The following is a 21749-nucleotide window of genomic DNA, read 5'->3' on the forward strand; positions in this document are numbered from 1 at the left end:
TCTCCATTCGTGTTAAACTAAATATAACCATATCTTAACATATTTAGAAAAGGAAGGGATATCTATGCGCTATCGATTCGCTCATAAAACAGGCGTTTATGGTGTAGAAATTGTAGAAGAATCGAACGACCAAGTTCTCGTCAAAGTGATGCAAGTCATTAAACATCCCAAACAAGGAGATCTTCATCATCCTAATGAAGTTGAAGGCGTCTTTTTTCATGAACGGAAAGCGTTGAGTTTATACGAAAAACGTTTTACGACAAAAAGTAAATTAAAACCTTTTGAAGATGAAATTATGCCTTATACTGATTCTTTACAACAAGCGATCACAACACTAGAAAATAAACTCAACACTTCGGATACACCATTCAACCAACAATCTCTTGCTTGTTTAGAAGCACTAAAAACAGATTATGCACGCCAATATAAAATAAATTTTGACTAATTGATTTACTTATTTTAGACGTGTTTCTTCTTATTTAAATAAACCTTTAAAAACAACCCTGTCCTTAGATGGGGTTGTTTTTCTTAACTTTCATAATCATGTATAATAGAGGTAATGTAGTTTTATGAAGGAGGACAATTTATGAGTTGGTTACATATTGCGGTCATTTTGCCGTTGATATTCGCACTTCTCATACCTGTTTTGTATCGTTTTTATAAACGTGTACATTTGGGATGGTTTGTGTTACCTATTCCAGTTGTGTTGTTCGTATACTTTTTAACGTATCTTCAACCTACGATGTCCGGTCATTACCAATTAGCATCTGTAAAGTGGATGCCTCAAATCGGAATGAATTTTGACATATATGTAGATGGACTCGGCTTATTATTTAGTTTGTTAATTACTGGTATTGGGAGTCTAGTTGTACTATATTCTATTAGTTATTTAAGCCGTTCTGAACAACTTGGCAATTTTTATTGTTACTTGCTAATGTTTATGAGCGCCATGTTAGGCGTTGTACTTTCAGATAATTTGCTTACTCTGTATTTATTCTGGGAGTTAACTTCATTTTCAAGTTTCTTACTTATTTCATTTTGGCGTCATAAGGAGAAATCGCTCTATGGCGCAATGAAGTCTATGCTCATTACTGTATTCGGTGGTTTATCATTACTTGGAGGATTTATTTTACTTTATATTGCTTCAGGGACTTGGAGCATTCGAGAAATTCTCACGCAAGTCAGCGAGATACAAGATTCACCGTTTTTCATACTTGCTATGATATTCATCATCATTGGAGCAATGACAAAATCAGCGCAATTTCCATTTTACATTTGGTTACCGGATGCAATGGAAGCCCCAACTCCTGTCAGCGCCTATTTGCATTCGGCAACAATGGTTAAAGCAGGAATTTATCTTATCGCCCGTTTTACGCCTGTATTTGCAATTTCGCAAGGGTGGATTTGGACAGTCACGCTCTTTGGTTTAGTGACGCTCTTTTGGGGTTCTCTAAACGCAACCAAGCAACAAGATTTAAAAGGGATTCTCGCTTTTTCAACTGTGTCTCAACTTGGGATGATTATGTCAATGCTTGGAATCGGAGCTGTAAGCTATCATTACACTGGCGCTCAAAATCAATTTTATGTCGCCGCTTACAGTGCAGCCATTTTTCATTTAATCAACCATGCCACTTTTAAAGGCGCTTTATTTATGATTACGGGTACCGTAGATCATGCCACAGGGACACGTGATATTAAAAAGCTCGGTGGTTTGATGACCATCATGCCAATATCATTTACTTTAGCGATCATCACTTCATTAAGTATGGCAGGCGTGCCCCCATTTAACGGGTTTTTATCGAAAGAACAATTTTTAGAAGCCATGATAGAAGTGACAAACGCACATCTCTTTAGCTTGAATACGATAGGTCTTTTATTACCTATTGTTGCGATAGTAGGGAGCATTTTTACATTCGTGTACTCATTTAAATTCATCTCTGAAATATTCTTAGGCAAACATCAACCTGAAGCTCTACCCCATAAGGCTCATGAAGCTTCATGGCTGATGAATATCTCACCTACGATTTTAGCAACTTTAGTCATTGCTATTGGATTATTTCCGAGCCTTGTTTCAGGGCCACTTGTTGAGCCAGCTGTAAAATCAATTGGTAACGTTAATAATGTAACGGCTGAATTCCATTTATGGCATGGATTTACCCCTGCATTTTTCGCAACGTTAGTGATTTACATTGTAGGAGCACTTTTACTCCTCACACACAAGAAATGGGTCGGTATTATCAAAGGTTTACCTCAATTCTTAACGTTAAACCATTGGTATGATCAAACAGGTCGTTATTCCCCATATTATGCGACACAATTAACACGCACTTATATGACAGGGTTTAGTCGAAACAACTTAGTGATTATATTTACAACTTTAATCATTATTACGGTGGTTACATTAATTTCTGTACCGTTTACTTTTGATTTCAAACACGTATCACCTGTTCGCCCATACGAATTTATTTCAGTCATTACAATTATTATTGCAGCCGTGATGATTATCTTTGCACGTTCACGTCTGTTCAGTATTATCATGCTCAGTGCAGTAGGATATTCTATGGCCATTTTCTTTATTTTCTTTAATGCGCCTGACCTTGCTTTAACACAATTCGTGGTTGAAACGATTTCAACTGCACTATTTTTACTTTGTTTCTATCATTTACCTAATATGAGCCGCTATAACGAAACGCCTAAATTTAAAATTGTTAATGCCATCATCTCAATCAGTGTAGGTTTGATTGTTACGATTCTCGGTTTAATTGCATATGGTAATCGTCATTTTGTTTCTATTAGTGAATTTTATAAAAAACATGTCTATGACCTTGCAGAAGGTAAAAATATGGTTAACGTGATTTTAGTTGACTTCCGTGGTACGGATACATTGTTTGAATCGGCAGTGCTTGGTATTGCGGGCATGTCGATCTACACGTTAATTAAACTACGTGCTAAGCACAAAAATGGTTATGAAAGGGTTGAGAAAATTGAACAGACAGAAAAATGATTTAATCTCTCAATATTCTGCACTCATCATCTTTTTCTTAATTATGATGTTCGGTTTCTCACTCTTTTTAGCCGGACACTATACTCCAGGGGGAGGATTTATTGGGGGCTTACTCGTTTCAAGTGCGCTCGTCATTATTGCAGTAGCGTTTGATGTTAAAACATTACGCAAAGTCTTTCCTTGGGATTTTAAAAAGTTAATCGCACTCGGTCTTGCTTTTTGTGTGTTTTCACCTATGCTGAGCTGGTTTTACGGTAAAAATTTCTTTACACATACGTCAGTCGATATTCCTTTACCGTTACTAGCACCCATGCACCTTCACACAGCCGTACTTTTCGACACAGGTGTCTTATTCGTTGTTATCGGTACTGTATTAACTATCATTTTAACGATTGGAGAGAATGAGTAATGGAGATTGTTTTAATTGTCATTTGTGGCTTGTTAACATCAATTGGCGTGTACCTTATTCTTTCTAAAAGTTTGATACGTATTATTATCGGTACCGCACTCTTGTCACATGCCGCTAATTTATTTTTACTTACAATGGGAGGATTAAAAACGGGCAACGTACCGATCTATGAAAAAGATGTATCGAACTACGTTGACCCTATCCCCCAAGCCTTGATTTTGACAGCTATCGTTATTTCCTTTGCTGTTACAGCCTTTTTCTTAGTATTGGCATTTAGAAGCTATAAAGAATTAGGCACAGATAACGTAGAACGTATGAAAGGAGTGCCACAGGAAGATGATGAATGAGAACTTGATAATTTTACTTGTGGCAGTCCCGGTGGTCACTACGATTTTTCTTATATTTAGCGGTCTACGTCCATTTATTAAACGCTATATTGCTTTAACTGGGACGTTGATTACTTTAGGCTTTGCCATTTGGAATTTAGTGAACGTATGGTATGCAGGGCATCCCATTATCCTTGAATTAGGTTCTTGGAAAGCCCCTTATAGTATTGTGTTTGTTTTAGATTTATTTAGCGCATTACTTGTCACGACGAGTACACTCATTACTGTTTTGATTATTTTGTTTTCATATCAATCTATAGGGTTACATCGTGAAACTTATTATTACTATTTTACTGTCATGTTTATGTTAGCTGGGATTAATGGCGCATTCATTACAGGAGATATTTTTAACTTATTCGTCTTTTTTGAAGTTTTCTTAATGGCTTCTTATGGCTTGATGGTAATTGGGGGAACAAAGATTCAACTGCAAGAAAGTGTGAAATACTTACTTGTTAATGTTGTCTCTTCAGCCTTTTTCGTCATCGGTGTCGGTATTTTATATTCTGTTGTCGGCACTTTGAATATGGCTGACATCAGTGTGAAACTTGCCGAAGTAGGTAAATCACATCCTGGGTTAATCAGTATCGTATTCATTTTGTTCATCTTTGTGTTTGCAACAAAAGCAGGTGCTTTCCCGATGTACGTGTGGCTTCCTGGCGCTTATTACGCACCGCCTTTTGCGATTATCGCTTTCTTCGGTGCACTATTAACAAAAGTAGGCGTTTACGCTATTGCACGAACGATGAGCTTGTTTTTCCAAGATACTTTGTCCATTTCGCACTATACGATTTTGACACTTGCCCTACTGACGATTATTTTCGGCTCAGTCGGCGCTGTGGCATATAGAGATACAAAACGCATCATTTTATACAATATTATGATTGCCGTGGGTGTTATTCTCGTGGGAGTTGCCATGATGAGCGAATCAGGAATGATTGGCGCTATTTATTACACATTACATGATATGCTTGTCAAAGCCGCTTTATTCTTTTTGATTGGAATTATGTTTAAAATTACGAAATCAACTGATCTACGTAAATTTGGAGGATTAATCCATCATTATCCCGTGTTAGGATGGACCTTTTTCATCGCCGCTTTGAGTTTAGCCGGAATTCCACCTTTAAGTGGTTTTTACGGAAAACTCTATATCGTCCAAGCCACATTTGAAAAAGGATTTTACGTGAGTGGTATCATCGTCCTTATTTCTAGTCTCGTTGTACTGTATTCTGTGATGAATATTTTTCTACGTGGTTTCTTTGGTAAAAGCTATGGCTATATTTACAATCCACGATTACATCACCGCGGACTATTAGCGGTAGCTATACTTTCAGTCATCATTACGGTTGTATTTGGACTTTCTGCCGGACAATTATATCCTCTTGTCTCAGAAGCAGCGAAATCTTTCTATCAACCAGAGACTTATATTCATAGCGTATTAGGAGGCGTTTAAATGGCAGTTCAAATATTAATTAATATTATTCTCGCTGTCTTTTGGCTCTTTTTATCTGGAAGTTACACGATGAATTCGTTTGTACTTGGATTTTTATTCGCCTTATTACTTGTATTTTTAATGCGTCAGATTTTACCAGGGCGTTTTTATCTCATTACGCTCTATAAAATTGTTAAACTTGCGCTAATCTTTATCGTTGAACTTGTTAAAGCAAACTTCGACGTATTTAAAGTAATTATGCAACCCCATTCTAAAAATGAATCTGCATTTTTCGTCTATGAAACGGATTTAGAACATAAATGGCAAGTCGCCTTATTATCTAACTTAATTACATTAACTCCAGGTACGGTTGTTCTTGGCGTGAATGATGATATGAAACGTTTGTATATTCATTGTTTAGATTTCTCAACTAAAGAAGAAGAGGTCGCTTCCATTAAAAATTCTCTAGAAAAAGCGGTCAAGGAGGTCGGTGAATCCTCATGAATTATGACATTTTTATCATTATTGCATTAATTATCGTTGTTTTGTCGATTTTAGCGATGTTAGTTCGCGTCATATTAGGGCCTTCTCTACCAGATCGTGTGGTTGCATTAGATGCCATTGGCATTCAACTTATGGCCATTGTTGGGCTATTCTCGATTATTTTAGGGACACACTATATGATTGTAGCAATACTTTTAATAGGAATTCTTGCCTTTTTAGGCACAGCGGTATTTGCTAAATTTATGGATAAAGGTGAGGTGATTGAACATGACCGGAACGATCGTGATTAGTATTGGAATCATTCTTGTCATTATCGGTGCTTTATTCAGCGCTTTAGCTGCGATTGGGATTTTAAAACTAGATGATGTATACTCACGTGCCCATGCTGCGGGTAAAGCAGCTACACTTGGCGCGATGCTCTTATTGACTGGCGTGTTCATCTATTTTATAGGTAAAGAAGGTTATGTGAATTTTCAACTTTTAATTGGAATTCTCTTTGTCTTTATCACAGGACCTCTTTCAAGTCACCTTATCTTAAAATCAGCCTATAACCTAAAAACACCGGCTTCAAAACGTTTGAAGCTAGATGAGGTTAAAGATGATTTAAACGGAACTAAACTATAATAACTCAAAAAAGCTAAGTTGCTTATATCGTGAATTAAATGTTCACTTGCAACTTAGCTTTTTTATTTTAATTTTTTTATTGCGAGGGTCCCTCTCATTACAGAAATTAAGTTGTCGTGATGATCTGTAATTCTAATATCCCATACATGCGTTGTTCGACCTTGATGAATGATTTTTGCTTCAGCAATCACTGAACCCTCTTTTGCTGATTTAATATGATTGGCATTCATTTCTAAACCAACAGGTATCTCTTCTGAGGTATCTAAAAGGTTAGCAGACCCTAGTGAACAAGCGGTCTCACCTAAAGCCATTGTGGCGCCCCCATGGAGATAGCCAAAAGGTTGCTTCACTTTATCACTTACCGGCATTTCCATTTTCAAGTAGCCTTCTTGTTGCTCAAGCACTTTCATTTCTAATAATTCAACTAAATTGGTCATCGTTGCGCCTCCTCAAATTTATTATAATACAAGTGCTGCAACAGTACCCATGATGACGAGCGGAATATTATAGAATAAAAAGTTAGGAATACATGTATCTCGAATATGATCATGTTGGCCGTCGACATTCAAACCTGCGGTAGGACCTAGTGTAGAATCACTCGCTGGAGATCCAGAATCTCCGAGAGCACTCGCTGTCCCTATTAATGCAATTAAAGCCATTGTACTCATTCCAAGTGACTCACCAAACGGAATAAATAACGCTGCAATAATTGGAATTGTGGCAAACGAAGAGCCAATGCCTAAAGTAACAATCAATCCTATTAAATACATGAGCACAATACTGACAAACATATTTCCTCCAGAGAGTGTTGTCAGTCCACTGACAAGTTTCTCAATGTCCCCTGTTTTATTCATCACACCCGCAAATCCATTCGCAGTCAAAATTACGACGCCAATATAGGCCATAATTTTAATCCCATCGACAAACTGCGCATCCAAATTTTTCCACTGATACACACCAGAAATAAAAAATACCAGCACCCCAGCTAATGCACCGAAAATCATAGAATCTGTCACAGTTTGAACGATAAATGTCGCGAGTATTGCAACAATGACGACAAGAATAACGTACGGTTTTAAAGTCACTTCTCCTGCTTTATCTGTCACTTCTACCGTTTTATAATCACGGGGTTTACGATAGAAGTATAGTGCTAAAATTAATCCGATAATATAGCCACTCGCTGGAATTAACATCGCTTTCCAAATCATTCCAAATGCAATGGGATGATGCGCCTTTTCAAACCCTTTTTGGATAATTTCATGGAAAATGTGTCCAAATCCAAAAGGTAATAATACATATGGAAAACATAGACCAAACCCAATAATTACCCCAATTAATCGTCGATCCATTTTCAACTCATTAAATAAACTGAGTAACGGTGGAATCACGATTGGAATAAATGCAATATGGACAGGAATCACATTTTGACTCATCACACTTAATGCTAATAAGCTGATGATGATAAAAACTTTAACTTTAATACGCGAAACCTTTGTATTTTCTTGACGTATCGCATCAATGATTCGATTCACTAAATAATCTGTAATACCGCTGTATGAAATAAGCGCAGCAAAACCACCCAATAGCGCATAGCTGAGTGCAACTTCTGCCCCATCAACGATATTTTCTGTAAACGTTGTAATGGTTTTATCTAAAGGTAATCCTGCAATAAGGCCCCCCACGAGCGCACTAATAAACAAACTAATGACAACGTTTAAGCGACATAAACATAAAATAATCATAAGTAATACTGCAATTAAAACTGCATTCATTCCCGTAATCTCCTTTAGTTCATTATCGTGTTAAAGCGTTATGCAAATCATAACAGTTTCACAAATTGATGTCAATGCAATAAAATAAAAAAGCGCTACAGTACAGAATGATGTATCTGTAGCACTTTCTTAGTCTTACTGTTGCCCGTATTCCTCTTCTAAAAAATGAATAATGGTTGAAATCATAAATCCGGTTGGCCCTTTTGGTCCTTTAAAAGTTGCTTTAGAGGTTGTTGCCGGTCCTGCAATATCAAAATGTAAGTGAGGAATTTGCCCGCTAAAGTGTGTAATAAATGCCGCCGCAAACAACGCTTTACCATCAGCATTTACGTGGTTAGTTAAATCTGCGACATCAGATTTTTTAATATTACGCCGTTCTGTTTCTGTAATAGGCAGTTCAAAAACGGGCTCATCTGCTCGAGTCGCTTGTTCTAATATTGCGTTGAGTGTCTTATGTGGTACGCCTTTGTTAAATACCGCGGCCTTGTCTTCCCCTAATGCAACAATTGCAGCTCCTGTTAATGTGGCAAAATCCATTATTAATTCTGGTTGATATTGCGCAGCATAGAATGAAGCATCTCCAAGCACTAATCGCCCTTCAGCATCGGTGTTTGGAACTTCAACAGATTCTCCACTCATCGCAATGAATACATCATCCGGTTTCATCGCATTACCTGCAATCATATTTTCAGCAGCAGCAATCACCGCCACCACGTTTACTTTTAATTGGAGTGATTGAATCGCCTCAACCATACCTACTACATTAGCCGCACCACACATATCATACTTCATTGTTGGCATTCCTGTTTTAGACTTAATGGAATAGCCCCCTGAGTCATACGTAATTCCTTTCCCTACCAAGGCAATACACTGATCAGGATTTTCAGGGTTCCCACGGTATTCCAGTGTAATTAAACGAGGTCCATGTACAGAACCTTTTCCGACTGCATGAATTAAGCCAAATCCTTCTTGTTGTATGTCATTTTCATCTTTAATTCCAACTTGTACTTCTGTTTTCTCAAAATACTCTTTTATTATTTCGGCAAAATACGTTGGAGTTAAAATATTCGGAGGCATATTTCCTAAATCCCGTGCAAAATTAATGGCTTTCCCTATGTGTTCACCTACCTGTACCGAAGCAATCTCTTGTTGTTCTCTTTCAGGTTGAAACGTAATTTGTAAATGATAAGGTGGCTTCTTATCTGACTTATACGAATCAAACGTGTACAGCGCTTGTTGGCGTTGTAATCCTAAAATTTGGAAGATTTTGTTTGACTCAACAGATTTTGCATAGAACGTTGGAGTGACAATAGAAATTTCCGATATCCCTTGTTTTTTTAAGTATTGAAAAACATTTCCCCATATTTCTAAATAGTTTGCTTCATTTAATGTTTTTAAATTGCCAAGACCAACTGTAATTACGCGTACTACTTCTTCATCCAACATCATCGCAGTGTCTCGGATTTCTCCTAATTTAGAACTGATAATTTGTCGTGTTTTTAATTCTGTGAGGCCTTTAATGAGTGATTCATTTTGTTTTGCCTCATTTAAATATTGGTTTAAATGTTCAGGAATTCCTATGACTTGAATCATTTTAGTCTCTTGTGTTGTCATATAAACACTCCTTTTTAGATATAAAGAAAGGCTAGATGGCGCCTCTTTCTAGGGCGCTATCTAGCCTAAATATTTGTGGACTTAAAATTTACCTTTTTTGTAAGCTAAACCTAAGCCACCAATTTTAAAGATAGCACGTGTATCAATAACACGTTTAAGAAATGCTGCTTTTTTACCAGTGACTTCGCGACCATAAACAAGTCCTACACCCTCATATTTACCTAATGATGCCACTGTACCACGGTCAACATAATTGAAGTTTTCTGTTGGTTCACCTTTTAAAATGTGTTGAATATTTTTCGCTACGTGTTCACCTTGTTGCATTGCAATTTGTGCTGTCGTTGGTAATGGACGCTCTTCACCTTCTGGAATAAATGCTGAACAGTCACCGATAACGAAAATATCATCATAACCTTCAATTGTTAAATCTTGTTTCGTTACGATACGACCACGTTTTACACCTTCGAAAGATTTTTCCATTAATTGACTACCGCGAACACCTGCAGCCCATACAACTGTGTTAGCTTCTAGTGTTTGTTCCTGATCGTTAACTTTTACAACAAATCCTTTTTCATTTGCTGCAACGATAGGTGTGCCTACTTTAAATTCAACGCCACGACCTTCTAAGTAACTTACCGCATGATTCACTAGGTTGTCAGAGAACATTGGTAACATTTTTGGAGCTGCTTCAACACAAGTAATTTTAACTTTGCTTTGATCCACCCCATATTTATTCGCAAGTTCAGGAATACGGTCTGTCAACTCACCTAAAAATTCAACACCCGTAAATCCTGCGCCACCTACTAAAATCGCTAAATCGTTGTCGTCTTTTGTTTTAGAAGCTGCATAGTTTGCAAATTTATCTTCAATATGACGTGCAATTTTACGAGCTGTATGCACGTTTTCAATTTGGAATGCATATTCTTTCATTCCGTTGATACCAAAAGTTTCTGATTCGAAACCTAAACCAACGACTAAAATATCAAAGTCGAAGATACCACGCGTTGTTTCCACTTTTTTAGCATTGCGATCAATTTTAGTGACTTCCGCACGTACAAATTCAACATTGTCTTTTAATACACTTTCAACTGGGTATAATAAGTCTTCGTAACTTATTGTCCCCGCTGATGCTTCATGTAACCAAGTTGCTTCGTAGTGATAGTCATTTTTATTAATTAATGTAATTTGTGCATCTTCTTCTGATAATTGCTTTTGAAGTTTAACTACAGTTTGTAAACCAGCGTAGCCTGCACCTAAAACAAGCACTTTTTTACGTTCTGCCATTTCAATTCACCTATTCCTTCATAAATATTGTAAATACTTTTAATACTGTATACCCTCATAACTTTTAATGTACACAAAATTGTAAAATACAGTCCATTAATAGTTTATATTTTTTTAACAACGAATTCAAGTTAATCATCTAAGTCAAATATGTACACGTAAAGAAGCCTACACTTTGCAGAAAGCGCTTTCATTAATTCCTGAATAAAAAGTGAAGCATCTCTCAATGTTTCACTTTTTATATTTTTAGCAATCTTCTGGAGTACCTGCGACTTTAGCCGTTCTAAATGAACTTCCACAGCCACATGAAGCAATTGCATTAGGGTTTTCGATTTGGAAGCCACCACCCATGAGAGATTGTTTATAATCAATAGTTGTTCCATTTAAAATTGGCACATCTTCTTTATCAACAAGCACCTTTAGCCCAAAATATTCTAGTATTTCGTCATTTTCTCCTGGTTCTTGTTCTGCAGTCATACCGTATGTGAGTCCTGTACAACCTCCACCATTGACTTTAACTTTTAAATATCCTTCAGGCATATCATTTTGTTTTAACATATCTTTAACTTCATAAGCCGCAGCTTCTGTAAGTATTACTGTTGGCATTTAAAATCCTCCCTTAAAAAATCCATGTTGTTTCTATATGAGCATAAATATTTTGAAGCAACTCATCGGCAGTATCGCCTTCTACTAAATCGCCATTCACAAGCGCATATAATCCTGACGAGCAAATTCCGCAATTTTGTAAGCAACCATAATCCAAAACATCGACATTTGGATCATTTTCTAATGTTTGATAAACCGCTTCCGAACCCCGTGCCATATTCGAGATACAAAATTCAACAATAGGATTCATATTTCACCCTCTCGCATATTTTTTAGTATTCTCATTATAACAAACTCTGACTTCACATTCTATGAGACGCGCTTATGACTCATATCACCTTTTATATTGATGACCCACAATTAAATGAATAAATTATGTCGAGATTTTGACGATTGTTTGTACGCACATACAAAAACGTTTATAATTAATATGGAATAATGATGTCTGAATCTCATTCTAATATAATCACCTTCTAGCATGTTTTGGGGTAAATACATGTTAGATGTCGCATGATATCAAATCAACATTAAAGGGGAATTTTACAATGAAGAATTTAGTATTATTAGGCGGCGGCTATGGTAATATGCGTATTTTATCACGGATTTTACCAGATGCATTACCTGAAGAGTATCAAATTACGCTTATAGATCGTATGCCCTATCATGGGTTAAAAACAGAATTTTATGCACTGGCTGCAGGTTCTAAATCAGACAAAGAGGTACGTGTTGGATTTCCAAAATCTGAACGTATGAACATCGTCTATGGAGAAATTACAGATATAGATTTAGAGCAACAGATTGTTTCTGTAGGGCAAACACGTGTAGATTATGATGAACTCATCATCGGGTTAGGTTGTGAAGACAAGTACCATAATGTCCCTGGCGCAAAAGAACATACATATAGTATCCAAACGTTACCTAATGCGCGTAAAACTTATCATGATATTTGCGATTTACCTTCAAAATCACAAGTCGGCATCGTGGGGGCAGGATTGAGTGGTATTGAACTTGCGAGTGCATTGCGTGAAAGTCGAAGTGATATTGAAATCTTTTTATATGATAGAGGCGACCGTATTTTAAATCAATTTCCTGAAAAGCTCAGTAACTACGTTAAAAAGTGGTTTGAACAACATGATGTTACAGTTGTCCCAAATTCTGATATCGTAAAAGTAGAACCTGGAATTTTATACAATAAAGAAACGAAAAATGAACATGACTTAATTGTTTGGACAGCGGGCATTCAACCTGTTGAGCTTGTTCGTAACTTACCCATAGATTTAAGTCGTAGTAACCGTGTGGTGTTAAATCAGTATCACCAAATCCCAACGTATCCTAATGTGTATGTCGTTGGAGATTGCGCGGATTTACCTCATGCACCGAGTGCTCAGCTTGCTGAAGAACAAGCAGATCAAATAGCGACGGTATTGAAAACACAATGGCAAGGCCAGCCTCTCCCTGAACATATGCCAGAAATTAAAATCCAAGGTTTCTTAGGTTCATTAGGTGAGAAAAAGGGATTTGCTTACTTGATGGATAAAACAGTGACTGGACGCCTTGCTTCCATTTTAAAATCAGGTGTGCTTTGGCTTTATAAATATCATAATGGATAAGCAAAACAACAAGGTAAATGATCGTTTACAACTTCAGTCGTTAACGATTGCCTTTAACTAGGACAAAGAGCCTAAAATTTAAAAGAGGTTGGGACATAATTAATTTCATGTATTTGATTGTTCCAAAAAACCTCGCTTTTCTAGGCGCCTCAGAAGTCTCGGCTTAGGAATCAATCAAATTTGCTATAATTATTCACCGCTCTAAAGTTATAAAATTTGCATTATCAACTCAATTTTTATGAACTAATTTGTATCAAAATAGCCATCAAAATTTATAGTCAGGTAAATTTTGATGGCTTTCTAATTATTGGTAACCTTTATGTCCCAATCCCCTTTTTTGATTATTGAGCGATATACTCATCAATAAATCGTGTAATTGGTTTGAGTTGAACATATCCGTCTGTTACATATTCATCGTTCATTGTGACTAACGGATAGAATAATTCATCTTCATTGATTTGTTCAATGTACTGTTGATCATGATCTGATAAATTTTCTGTATCTTTTTCAATATCTATATACGTATATTCAAATTGAATATCTGGATATTTTCGTTCTAAAATTGATTGTAACCACTCATAGGTGTTACGTGAACTCGGTGCATTCACACAACTGGCACAAATGACATCCGCACCGTAGACAACAACACTCACCTTATTCATTCAAAATCCCTCCCATTTTCAAATATAGATTTTTACTACTGATTCTATTATAATAAAAAAATAAGAGTAATTAGAACCATTTAACTTGAAAGGAGGCATTTTACATGCCAACTGAAAATGCAACCATGTATGACCAAGTTGCTGAAGTCATCGAAAAACTACGTCCTTTCTTATTACGCGATGGCGGTGACTGCGAACTCGTTGATGTTGAAGATGGTATCGTCAAACTTCAATTGTTAGGAGCTTGTGGTACATGTCCTAGTAGTACTATCACATTAAAAGCTGGGATTGAACGTGCTTTAGTGGAAGAAGTTCCTGGCGTTATCGAAGTCGAACAAGTCTTTTAATATATTTCATACGTTAGAGAAGAAACGGCGCATTGTGCCATTTCTTCTCTATTTTTTGTTTTGTTAACATAAAAGTGATTTTTTCAAAATAGAATTCAAAAACCAGTAACCCGCTTCGATGGCGATGTTACTGGTTTTTATTTTTAAGATTTAATATGTTTTTCAATTTGTTCCGTAAGTTCAACAAGTCCACGCCATCCAATATGAACGGCATCACTCATCACATAAGGTTTGTAGTCTTGGTTTGTCATATCATAAACATTGCCACCGCGCTCATTAATTGTTTTAACAATTTTTTGATTTACTTTTTGACGACGTTCATGATTCACTTTAATTGAGTCGTACCACTTACCATTTACAGGTAACACTACATATTGAACATCTGCATTTCCAGCTTTCATTAAATCAACTAATAATGCCAAGTCTTTGAATTCTGGAGAATTTGTACGGAATTCATATTGACGGTTAATAGGTCGTTTATTTTCTTTAATTAATTTCCAGTATGCGTCTTTTATACGGTAAGGATTCGTTGAACTATGGGCTTTACCATATTGTTCTGCTTCTTTATCCAATTGTTGATAAGATTTATGCGTTGGTTTTGACTTATCAACAAGTTTCGTTAATTTATCAGTTTCTGAAGGTATTTGAAGATAACTTTTAATGACTTCCATTTTCTCTAAATGATTCGCATAAAACGGATTGAGATAATGTCCTTTAACCTCACCAGTTTTTGATACTGCTTTTAAGAATGCGTCATTTTTGTTCGTTTTAAAATGGAGCAGACGTTGGGCTAAACGTTGCTTAAGATGATTCGGTATGTTTGGATTATCGAAATATCGATTAATTTGAACTTTAGATACACGCCCTAAATAGTTATTTTCTAAAATACCATTTCGCGTGAACCACTGTGGGGAAACAATAATGGTCATCTTCTTACCTTTAAGCTGATCATATTGCGCCCCTAATGCGATGGCTTGTAATAAATCCGTTTGACCACCCGTTCCAACATAAAAGAGATCAGGTTGCTTTCCTTTTAATAGAATTAAAGGTTGGTAAGGATCGTCTTTACGAAGTTCACTCGAACCATAAACAGGATAAAAGTTTTTATCCTTTAGCATTGCATTTTGAATGGCTGAGCCTTTAATGACAGTATCGCTATTCGCCACTTGTTGTTTTAATAATTTATCATGCGACCAATTCGGCTGTAGCCATGAAGCAGGTATCAATACAAAGGCACCAAACAAAAGTGCACTAACTAAAAAAGCAATAAGTGCAGGATATTTTAGTTTCATTGTAATTCAGATAATACTTCAACGATTTTATTTGGTGTTGCCCATGCTTCACGATCAAAATCCATAATTGACACTTCGATATCCAATTCGTTCTGAATCGCTAAAATCAGTTGAACGGTTTGCATAGAGTCTAAAATACCTTCATCAAATAAACGCACATCGGGTTGTTCTTTTACAACGCTATCTTCTGTTACTTCTTCTAAAATATTCAATACTTGTTCTCTAAATTCCATATCAATCACTCCTAAATTAAATCAGTTTTCCTGAGAATATTAATAGTCCAAATGCTATAAAGTGGAACGTAATAAGAATACCCATAACATTAAAAAATGGATGTTTCAGTTGACCAAAACGTTTTTTACGCCATTTTTCATAATAGGCATATCCGATAAATAATGCTGCATGGTATAAACCATAAATAATATAGAACCATTCAAGACCGTGCCAAATCCCCATAATTCCGAAATTGACTAAAAATGCTAAATTAGAGATATGAAATGTTGATTTCATATATTTCTTTTTCGTCATAAAGAAGACGATACGCATGTAGACGCAATCTCTGAACCAGAAAGATAATGACATGTGCCAACGGTTCCAGAAATCTTTAATGTTTTTAGCAAGGAACGGTTTATTAAAGTTCATTGGTGTTTGAATACCATAGATGTAACTGAATGCCACCGCAAATAAACTGTAACCTGCAAAATCAAAGAATAAATAGAAAGTATAACCATACATATAAATCCAATAATCAGTAAAGGACGTTAAATGGTTACCCATTGGTGTTGTCACATATTTTTGAATTAAAAATGCAACAATGTATTTGTATAAGAACCCAAGCATCACATAGTGTACAGCTTTTTCTAGGAGTAATCGGTATTGCGCTGGGTCTGGAATTTTCTTTTCATCTTTTATAAATCGTCTAAATCGATCGATAGGTCCAGATGAAATTGTCGGGAAAAATGTCATAAAAGCTAATAATTTTTTGAGTGGTATTTCTTTAATAGAATGATCTCGAATCTCCATAATTAATTGGATACTCTTAAACGCAATGTATGAAATACCTAAAAACCCAAACAATCCTAAAAGTTTCGAACTATACATATGTACTTGTCCAGTACCTAGCCAAGAACTTTGTAACACTTTAACCGCAATTAAAGGAAGCAAAGATAAGAATAGGACCGTGATGTACAATGCCGTTGAATTTTTTTCTTTATTTTTATTTAGCTTTTCATATCCTTTTATCACCACGACTTGCCAAATGATATAAAGGAAAAATGTTATTGTATGATAACTTAAATATTGATTGCCAAAAAAGTTGTGCTTGTGATCAGCAAAGATAATCACTAGCATCACAAGAGTACTTAGGGCATTATAAATTTTTGAGCGTTTACCAAATAGCCCTAATATAATAATTGGCAATAATATAATTAAAGCAATTAAGAAAAAATGAAAAGAAGCATATGGTGTCATGATTGATATACCTCGTTAATCATTTTTCTGTCTATTTTACCATTATTATTTAATGGCATTTGATCCACACATACCCATTGTTGTGGAATCATGTAATCTGGTAATTCTTTTTTAATGCGTTCTTTAATTGCTTTTATAGCCTTTTTTTCATCTAAATCTTGTGAAGATAAACGAATGACGCCTTTCAACAATTTAACCTTATTATTTTTGCGAACAGGCACGACCATCGCACTGTTAATTTCGTCAAGTCGATTTAATTTTGCTTCGATTTCTTCAAGTTCCATACGGTAGCCGTTATATTTAATTTGGTTGTCAATACGTCCTTGGATGAACCATTGATCATTTTCAAATTTTGCACTATCCCCAGTTAAATAACCTCTCGTGCCATCTGTTTCAATAAACACACGGGCACTACGTTCTGGATCTTTCACATAACCTGCACTCACACAAGAACCCTCGATGACAAGCTCATTTTCCTCAGTAAGACGTAACTGAACACCTGGTCTCGGTGCGCCAATAGGGACAATGTCAAACTGATTCAACAATGCTTCAGTTACTAAAATACTTGTAATGGCCACTGTTGCTTCTGTTGGACCATACGTATTATAGATATCTGCTTGTGGAAATTGTTGCACCAAACGTTGTGCGGATTTGTGGCCAAACACTTCTCCACAGAATAAAAATGTCGATAAGTTCGGCATTTGCCCTTCGTTAAATGAAGGTAAGAGTAAGCACATTTCCATAAATGAAGGGGTAGATACCCACACATCTATGCGTTGTGAAATAAATAGCTCATGTAATGCTTTCGGGTTCATAATCATGTCTTTAGAAATAAACTGTATTGTCCCGCCTGAAACCAACGCAGGATAAACTGACATAACAGACAAATCAAACGAAAGTGGGGCTTGGTTCAACCAGACTTGGCCTTCTTTATTATGATTTAAATCATCTACCCAGTTCGCAAAATCCACAAGACTGTCGTAATAGATTTGTACACCTTTAGGTTCACCAGTAGAACCTGATGTAAAAATCGTATAGGCAATCGTATCAGGTGGAATATTGGAAATGTGATCATCTTCACCTATTAAGTCAAGTTCATGCACATCTACAACGTCGACACCTTCAATGGTGATTGTATCTGTCATCGTGTTCAAAAATAAACTCGGTTCAATTTTCTTAACTATAGATTCAATACGATTAGCTGGAATCGAATAATCTATGGGTACATAGCCACATCCTGCTTTCAATGCTGCAATCATTCCAACTATCATATAAGGAGACATATGTCCATACACAACAATAGGCTGTGTCTCGTTCTTCAAACGAAGTGCAAGTTGATTTGAATAAGTTTCTAATTCTGAATACGTGAGTGTATTCTCTTGATGTTGTACAGCATTTTTATTTGGAGTGGCTTTACTAAAATGGCGAATTGCTTCTAAAATATCTCTCATCGTCATCACTCCTAAATATTAAAATTCATTATAGACAAATGTACTTTGTGCACCGCTATCCCCGTACAACAAATACAAAGCCATCATTATTGCAAAATACAAAACCATTAATAAAAATGACTTTAGATACACATGATCTGCCAATTTCATAGTACGTCACTTCTCTTTTCTAAAAATTGTCGTGCATAGAATTGTTAAACTCAGAAGTGAGCCAATATGTCCTTCGTTCCTCCTGGCTTTCCTTGATGTTTAACCCCAATTAAAACATACTTCACATTTCTCATTCATTTACACAAGTAATATTATAATACTATTCAGTCATTATATCTCTCTTTTTTAATAATTTAAGTAAAATTTAAACTTAATACGACTAAGGTCGTAGACAGTCTTATAGCCTAGTCTATCCCTCATGTTTATCCTCTATCTCATATGTAAATAGCAGGTGAAAGAAAGGTAAACACCGAATCAATTCAGTTTTTAGCACTCAAAAAGGGGCTGGGACATAATTCCTAGCCAAAAAAGAGAATCGATTAGGTAAAATCATTTTTACTTAATCGATTCTCTTTATATATTATTTCAAAAAAATAAAATCCTCGCATATAATAATGAATAACCACAAACAAAATGATACGGAGGAACTTTATATGTATAAAAATTATAACATGTCTCAACTAACACTACCAATTGAAACGGAAATTACATTTCCAGAAAATGATGTTTCTACTATTATTAATCATCTTGTTGAGTCCATCCCTGACGCAGAATTCAATGACTATTACAATCATAGGGGTCCCTCTTCTTATCATCCCAAGATGATGTTAAAAATACTTCTTTATAGCTATTCTCAATCTGTTTTTTCAGGACGCAAAATAGCATTCCTTCTTAAAGATAGTTGTCGTCTCATGTGGCTTGCCCAAGGGCAAACACCTTCCTACAGAACTATAAATAGGTTCAGAGTGAATCCACACATGATGGGAATTTTACAAACCTTATTTGTTGGTTTTAGAGCTCAGTTAATCGAAGATAAATTAATAGGTTCTGTTGCAAAGTTGAATTTATAGTATAATTTTACAAAAGGAGTCTTCTGTATGAACTATTTCAGATATAAACAATTTAACAAGGATATTATCACTGTAGCCGTTGGCTACTATCTAAGATATGCATTGAGTTATCGAGATATATCTGAAATACTAAGAGAACGTGGTGTAAACGTTCATCATTCAACGGTCTACCGTTGGGTTCAAGATATACTCTAATTTGACGGAAAGTATAATAAGACTATTAGAACTACATTTATTAAATCAAGAAAAAGTTTAACCATGAAAGATAATACATATTTATCTTCCAGTAAGTTTCAGTAGTTAGAAATAATTTAATATATTTAAAAACCAAACCCACTCAAATTAAGATTTATCTTGTTATGAGAGGATTTGGTTTTTGGGTAATTGTCAACTGAATGAAGTTGTTAACTAAATACTAAATCATAGTAACAAATGCTTCATAGGGTTTTATATTATCTGTATTAATTTCAGTATCATAGTTATGCAATTTTAAATCGCCCTTGTTTAATTCAAGGTCAGTTTTTAGACTTACAGTTTGATTTGTTAGATTACCGACAATGACTGCAGTTTTATTATTTAATGTGCGAGTATATGCAAAGATACTGGAATTTTCTGAATCAATTAAATTGAATTCTCCATACGTAAAGGTGTCATCTGACTTTTTAAGTTGAATTAAATCTTTGTAAAATTGCAATATAGAATGATCATCCGCTTCTTGTTGTTTGACATTAATTGACACGTAGTTAGGGTTGACTGGGAACCAAGGTTCAACATTAGAGAAGCCAGCGTAAGCTTCATCATTCCATTGCATTGGAGTTCGAGAATTATCTCTGTTTTCCATGCGGTATTTCTCTAATAATGCATCAGTGTTTCCGCCTTCCTCTTTAACCATATGGTATTCATTTTTAACAGATACATCGTTAAATTGCTCTATATTTGTAAACGGAAAGTTCGTCATTCCAATTTCTTGTCCTTGATAAATAAATGGTGTGCCTTGTTGTAGGAAGTAAACAACCGCATGACTTGTAGCTGATTCATACCAATACTTATCATCACTTCCCCATGTAGATACACGACGTGGCTGATCATGGTTTTCGATGAATAGTGCATTCCATCCAGTATTTTCAAGTTTTTTTTGCCAACGATTCAATACTTTTTTATAAGCTTTAACATCGAAATGAGATTGTCCTGTATTCCATAAGCCTAAATGTTCAAATTGAAAAATCATATTAAATTTACCATTTTTTCTTCCAACCCATTCGTCAGCATTATCGGGATTTACTCCATTTGCTTCACCTACAGTCATAATATCGTACTTACTTAATGATTCATCTTTGATTTGTTGTAACCAATCTTGAAGTCCAGGGCGGTTCATATCAGCATCAAAAGCCGGTGCATATTTTTTACCTGGAGGAACGGGTAAATCTCCCATTTCCCAAGATTTTTTAAGATGCGTAATTGCATCTACACGAAAACCATCAATACCTTTATCGAACCACCAATTCATCATGTTTATAACTGCATTTCGTACTTCAGGATTTTCCCAATTTAAATCGGGTTGCTTAACACTGAATAAGTGAAAATAATATTGTCCTGTATTTTCGTCATATTCCCAAGTTGAACCATTAAAAATACTTTCCCAGTTATTAGGTTCAGAACCATCATCCTTCGAATCAGCCCAGTAGTACCAATCACGTTTAGGACTGTTTTTACTTGAACGAGACTCAATAAACCAAGGATGTTCGTCTGAAGTATGATTGACTACAAGGTCTAAAATTAGTTTCATTCCTTTCTGATGAACTTTATCTAAGAGTTCATCAAAATCTTCCATAGTTCCAAATTCTTTCATAATGGCGTGATAATCGCTGATATCATAACCGTTGTCATCGTTAGGAGAAGCATACATTGGACTTAACCAAATAACGTCAATTCCTAAATCCTTTAAATAATCTAATTTTTGAATTAATCCACGTAAATCACCTATTCCATCATTGTTAGAATCATTAAAGCTACGAGGATAAACTTGGTATGCGACAGCTTCTTTCCACCATTGTCTATCTTTAATTTCTGTCATAATTTTCGCTCCTTAACGTTTTATGTTATTTACAATGACTAAAATATCAGTATGCTTTATGTTTATTTTTAGCCATTTAAAGATAGAAATAACATATTAAAATGTAATCGATTACATTTTAATATATCAAGTTTTTTGGTTTTTGTAAAC

23 protein-coding genes and 2 pseudogenes are annotated in these 21749 nt (G+C 35.5%); 12 read left to right on the plus strand and 13 right to left on the minus strand.

The features are described 5' to 3' along the window. Positions 1 to 64: 64 nt before the first annotated feature. The 8 genes from G8Y84_RS05760 (at position 65) to G8Y84_RS05795 (ending at position 6356) form a co-directional block, all read left to right on the plus strand. Positions 65 to 445: a kinase-associated lipoprotein B gene (locus G8Y84_RS05760; protein WP_037572273.1), complete on the plus strand. Its 381-nt coding sequence runs from the start codon at positions 65 to 67 to the stop codon at positions 443 to 445. Positions 446 to 586: 141 nt separating this feature from the next. Further along, a complete protein-coding gene (locus G8Y84_RS05765) occupies positions 587 to 3004 on the plus strand; it encodes a Na+/H+ antiporter subunit A (RefSeq protein WP_165806184.1) in 2418 nt (805 codons plus the stop codon). Then, positions 2967 to 3413: a Na(+)/H(+) antiporter subunit B gene (locus G8Y84_RS05770; RefSeq protein ID WP_084275994.1), complete on the plus strand. Its 447-nt coding sequence runs from the start codon at positions 2967 to 2969 to the stop codon at positions 3411 to 3413. The genes G8Y84_RS05765 and G8Y84_RS05770 overlap by 38 nt, the downstream gene beginning before the upstream one ends. Continuing rightward, a complete protein-coding gene (gene mnhC1 / locus G8Y84_RS05775; protein ID WP_037572280.1) occupies positions 3413 to 3760 on the plus strand; it encodes a Na+/H+ antiporter Mnh1 subunit C in 348 nt (115 codons plus the stop codon). The genes G8Y84_RS05770 and mnhC1 overlap by 1 nt, the downstream gene beginning before the upstream one ends. Further along, positions 3750 to 5249 carry a Na+/H+ antiporter subunit D gene (locus G8Y84_RS05780; protein WP_037572282.1) on the plus strand — a complete coding sequence of 500 codons (1500 nt, stop codon included), beginning with the start codon at positions 3750 to 3752 and terminating at the stop codon, positions 5247 to 5249. Before mnhC1 ends, G8Y84_RS05780 begins: the two co-directional genes overlap by 11 nt. Further along, a complete protein-coding gene (locus tag G8Y84_RS05785) occupies positions 5250 to 5732 on the plus strand; it encodes a Na+/H+ antiporter subunit E (protein ID WP_037572284.1) in 483 nt (160 codons plus the stop codon). Next, positions 5729 to 6022 carry a Na(+)/H(+) antiporter subunit F1 gene (locus G8Y84_RS05790; RefSeq protein ID WP_037572285.1) on the plus strand — a complete coding sequence of 98 codons (294 nt, stop codon included), beginning with the start codon at positions 5729 to 5731 and terminating at the stop codon, positions 6020 to 6022. Before G8Y84_RS05785 ends, G8Y84_RS05790 begins: the two co-directional genes overlap by 4 nt. Continuing rightward, on the plus strand, positions 6000 to 6356 hold the full coding sequence (locus tag G8Y84_RS05795) for a Na+/H+ antiporter subunit G1 (protein WP_037572287.1): 357 nt from the start codon (positions 6000 to 6002) through the stop codon (positions 6354 to 6356). The genes G8Y84_RS05790 and G8Y84_RS05795 overlap by 23 nt, the downstream gene beginning before the upstream one ends. 62 nt (positions 6357 to 6418) lie before the next feature. Here the strand turns inward: G8Y84_RS05795 and G8Y84_RS05800 are convergent, their stop codons facing one another. From G8Y84_RS05800 to G8Y84_RS05825, 6 genes are all read right to left on the minus strand, one after another. Next, on the minus strand, positions 6419 to 6793 hold the full coding sequence (locus G8Y84_RS05800; protein WP_103158902.1) for a PaaI family thioesterase: 375 nt from the start codon (positions 6791 to 6793) through the stop codon (positions 6419 to 6421). A 21-nt stretch (positions 6794 to 6814) separates the two neighbouring features. Beyond that, positions 6815 to 8128 carry a Na+/H+ antiporter family protein gene (locus tag G8Y84_RS05805; RefSeq protein WP_105962979.1) on the minus strand — a complete coding sequence of 438 codons (1314 nt, stop codon included), beginning with the start codon at positions 8126 to 8128 and terminating at the stop codon, positions 6815 to 6817. Between the two features lie 135 nt (positions 8129 to 8263). Next, positions 8264 to 9742, minus strand: a complete 1479-nt coding sequence (locus G8Y84_RS05810) for a M17 family metallopeptidase (RefSeq protein WP_103158900.1) — start codon at positions 9740 to 9742, stop codon at positions 8264 to 8266. Between the two features lie 81 nt (positions 9743 to 9823). Continuing rightward, the gene (locus G8Y84_RS05815; protein WP_037572298.1) at positions 9824 to 11026 is read right to left on the minus strand and encodes an NAD(P)/FAD-dependent oxidoreductase; all 1203 of its coding nucleotides are present in this window, start codon (positions 11024 to 11026) and stop codon (positions 9824 to 9826) included. A gap of 246 nt (positions 11027 to 11272) precedes the next feature. After that, positions 11273 to 11632 carry a HesB/IscA family protein gene (locus G8Y84_RS05820; protein WP_103158899.1) on the minus strand — a complete coding sequence of 120 codons (360 nt, stop codon included), beginning with the start codon at positions 11630 to 11632 and terminating at the stop codon, positions 11273 to 11275. A gap of 13 nt (positions 11633 to 11645) precedes the next feature. After that, positions 11646 to 11882 carry a YuzB family protein gene (locus G8Y84_RS05825; protein WP_103158898.1) on the minus strand — a complete coding sequence of 79 codons (237 nt, stop codon included), beginning with the start codon at positions 11880 to 11882 and terminating at the stop codon, positions 11646 to 11648. 295 nt (positions 11883 to 12177) lie between these two features. On the opposite strand from G8Y84_RS05825, the gene G8Y84_RS05830 reads away from it, so the two are divergent. Beyond that, positions 12178 to 13242 carry an NAD(P)/FAD-dependent oxidoreductase gene (locus G8Y84_RS05830; protein WP_037572307.1) on the plus strand — a complete coding sequence of 355 codons (1065 nt, stop codon included), beginning with the start codon at positions 12178 to 12180 and terminating at the stop codon, positions 13240 to 13242. Positions 13243 to 13583: 341 nt separating this feature from the next. Here the strand turns inward: G8Y84_RS05830 and G8Y84_RS05835 are convergent, their stop codons facing one another. Then, a complete protein-coding gene (locus G8Y84_RS05835; protein WP_165806185.1) occupies positions 13584 to 13904 on the minus strand; it encodes a YuzD family protein in 321 nt (106 codons plus the stop codon). A 104-nt stretch (positions 13905 to 14008) separates the two neighbouring features. Here G8Y84_RS05835 and G8Y84_RS05840 point away from each other — a divergent pair, with 104 nt between their 5' ends. Beyond that, positions 14009 to 14251: a NifU family protein gene (locus G8Y84_RS05840; protein ID WP_037572314.1), complete on the plus strand. Its 243-nt coding sequence runs from the start codon at positions 14009 to 14011 to the stop codon at positions 14249 to 14251. Positions 14252 to 14394: 143 nt separating this feature from the next. Here G8Y84_RS05840 and dltD read toward each other — a convergent pair whose 3' ends face one another. Genes dltD through G8Y84_RS05865 form a run of 5 tightly spaced genes read right to left on the minus strand, consistent with a single transcriptional unit; the run spans position 14395 to position 18614 of the window. Then, positions 14395 to 15543: a D-alanyl-lipoteichoic acid biosynthesis protein DltD gene (gene dltD, locus G8Y84_RS05845; protein ID WP_107366955.1), complete on the minus strand. Its 1149-nt coding sequence runs from the start codon at positions 15541 to 15543 to the stop codon at positions 14395 to 14397. Next, complete coding sequence (gene dltC, locus G8Y84_RS05850) at positions 15540 to 15776, minus strand: D-alanine--poly(phosphoribitol) ligase subunit 2 (protein ID WP_103158897.1); 237 nt, start codon at positions 15774 to 15776, stop codon at positions 15540 to 15542. The genes dltD and dltC overlap by 4 nt, the downstream gene beginning before the upstream one ends. A gap of 16 nt (positions 15777 to 15792) precedes the next feature. Beyond that, positions 15793 to 17013, minus strand: coding sequence for a D-alanyl-lipoteichoic acid biosynthesis protein DltB (gene dltB, locus G8Y84_RS05855; RefSeq protein ID WP_037572322.1), 1221 nt, complete (start codon positions 17011 to 17013; stop codon positions 15793 to 15795). Continuing rightward, on the minus strand, positions 17010 to 18464 hold the full coding sequence (dltA, locus tag G8Y84_RS05860; RefSeq protein WP_165806186.1) for a D-alanine--poly(phosphoribitol) ligase subunit DltA: 1455 nt from the start codon (positions 18462 to 18464) through the stop codon (positions 17010 to 17012). The genes dltB and dltA overlap by 4 nt, the downstream gene beginning before the upstream one ends. 18 nt (positions 18465 to 18482) lie before the next feature. Next, complete coding sequence (locus G8Y84_RS05865) at positions 18483 to 18614, minus strand: teichoic acid D-Ala incorporation-associated protein DltX (protein ID WP_084275967.1); 132 nt, start codon at positions 18612 to 18614, stop codon at positions 18483 to 18485. A gap of 494 nt (positions 18615 to 19108) precedes the next feature. Between G8Y84_RS05865 and G8Y84_RS05870 the strand changes: the two are divergent. After that, positions 19109 to 19498: pseudogene (locus G8Y84_RS05870) on the plus strand (transposase); the annotation flags it as partial. 54 nt (positions 19499 to 19552) lie between these two features. Further along, a pseudogene (locus G8Y84_RS05875) lies at positions 19553 to 19711 on the plus strand (IS6 family transposase); the annotation flags it as partial. 229 nt (positions 19712 to 19940) lie between these two features. Here the strand turns inward: G8Y84_RS05875 and G8Y84_RS05880 are convergent. Continuing rightward, positions 19941 to 21599, minus strand: coding sequence for a glycoside hydrolase family 13 protein (locus G8Y84_RS05880; protein WP_037572328.1), 1659 nt, complete (start codon positions 21597 to 21599; stop codon positions 19941 to 19943). Positions 21600 to 21749 lie beyond the last annotated feature (150 nt).

It is taken from the genome of Staphylococcus sp. 11511212 (assembly GCF_011394755.1).
GTDB classification, from domain to species: domain Bacteria; phylum Bacillota; class Bacilli; order Staphylococcales; family Staphylococcaceae; genus Staphylococcus; species Staphylococcus chromogenes.